Annotated in this window: 1 protein-coding gene; it reads right to left on the minus strand. The window is 60.0% G+C overall.

Translation table 11 applies throughout. The annotated features are described in order from the left end of the window. Positions 1-2,099 (minus strand): beta strand repeat-containing protein (locus tag ACO0LM_RS28565; protein WP_423042322.1); only part of this gene is annotated, 2,099 nt, incomplete at both ends.

Genomic DNA, 2,099 nt, shown 5'->3' on the forward strand with positions numbered 1-2,099 from the left:
GCCGTATCCGCTTCCCGGAACAGCACATCGCGGTACAACTGCATGGCAAACAAGTCAGAACGGTGCAAGACATCATTGTCTTTCGCCAGCGGATTGGTCCCCAGTTGTAATTCCACCGCATCCGGGATCCCATCCGCATCCTTGTCATTCGGCAAACCGGTGGACGGTGTGGTCGGTACCGTCTTAAAGCCCAGCGCCCCGGTCAGCAGAATCTTGCCATTGCTCAGGCCATCAGCATCGAAGCTGCTACCATCAGTGACTTTCAAGTCCACTTTGAGCTTACCGTTGACAGTCGCGATATTGGTGGCGATATTCACCCACTCACCGGCCTTGTTCTGCACCCAGTAGCCATTCACCGGTGCCAGCGCATCCGTATACAGCGACAGCGTCACGTCCCCGCCCGTGTTGCCACCTTCTATCTGTACCGTCAGCAAGCCATACGGCATGCTCAGGTCAGTTGGGGCATTGGTTGGTGTCGGCGTCGTCAGCGTCTTGGTCTGCGTCAGTTGCTGGGTATTCGCCAGTGTGACGTAATGCCCGCTACCCAGCGTACTGGTCCAGGGCAGGGAACTGACATTCTTCTGTGACTGATCCAGGATGCCGTCGCCATTGCCATCGCCATTACCGATGCCGTTCAGGTTAGGGACTGCGTTTTCTACACGTTGCGGTATTCCATCCCCATCCGTATCCGAATCCCCCGGATTACTGTTGTCACTGGTGTTGTTGATGGAATACGCCTGCACTGCCGTGGGCCCGCTATTCCCGGCCAGGTCAGTCACCCGGACTCTCAGGGTATTGCTACCGCCCAGGGTTTGATTGGCCAGCGACCAGCTGGTGGCACCAAGGCCGGTGCCGGTATTGATCCAGGTAGCGCCATTGTCGAGCGAGACTTGTAGCGTGTCACCGGCCAGCAAGCCCGTACTCAGGGTACCGCTAATGGTTTGCAAAGGGGCGGTGGTGATGAAGTCGCTATTGCTGACGCCATCATCATTCGAGAACCTCAGGTTACCAATCGCACTGAGAGGGGGCGTATGGTCGACCTGGTAGAGCGGACCGGTCAAGCCCCCATTCAAAGGCAGGCTGGCGGTATCGATGATGCCGGTGCCCGAAGTTTTAAGGTTCAGGCCCAGACTGCCGTCGCCGGTCAGGCCCGTGATTCTGACGCTATAGGTGGACGCGGTGAGCTGGGTGACGCTGCTGATGGTGCCGGCGACGGTACCGGTCGTCACCAGGGCAAAGGCCGCCGCATTCACCCCGCTGACGGCTTCACTGAAGCTGACCTGGTAATCGGCAGTCGTCAGGTTGGTGATTTCTGGATTGAGGCGGGTGATGCCGGTGGCAGTCGGCGGTACATTGTCTGTCACGGTGATGCTGAAGCTCTTGTTATACGTACCACCAAAGGCATCGGTGGCACGCACCAGCACGGTATAGTTGCCCGGTGTCATGCCCAGCGGGTTGTTGGCCACCAGGCTGGTGCCAGCGATGCTGAACCTGGCATTGTCGCGGTCATTAGTGCCATTGCCTGCCACCAGACTAAAGCTGGCGGTGTCACCCGGATTGGGGTCGGTGGCAGTCAGGGTGCCAACGCTGGTGTTGTCAGGGGCACCTTGCAGGATGCTGGCCACCGACAGGTTGATATTGGTGGGGGCGGCATTGATGCCAGTGGCAATGACGGTGGTGGTGTTATTCAGTACCGCAGCGGCAATGCCATCACTGGCGCTGAGGGTGAAGGTGATGGTTTCGGTATTCCCGACCGGCAAGCGGCCCGCAGTGGGCTGGAATACCAGGCCACGCAGGGCCGCCTGGACGACTGCCGGGGTACCGGCGGCATGGGTATAGGTCACGCCGCCATCGGCGGTGGAGAAACCGGTGGCGGTCAAGGAGGCGGCGGTGAAGGCGCCTTTGGCGGCGACATCGGGGGTAATGATGATGGTTTCAGACGCGCCCACATCGGGGTCGGTGATGGTGACGCCAGCAAATGGCGATACCGGGGTGGTTTCGCTGCCGGCCTGGCCAGCGACGACGCCGCCGATGACGGGGGCGACGTTGTTGCCGGTGACGGTAATGGGGTTGCCAAACAGATCCGCAATGACGACGGC

The organism is Undibacterium sp. Di26W (genome assembly GCF_049340265.1).
Classification (GTDB): domain Bacteria; phylum Pseudomonadota; class Gammaproteobacteria; order Burkholderiales; family Burkholderiaceae_D; genus Undibacterium.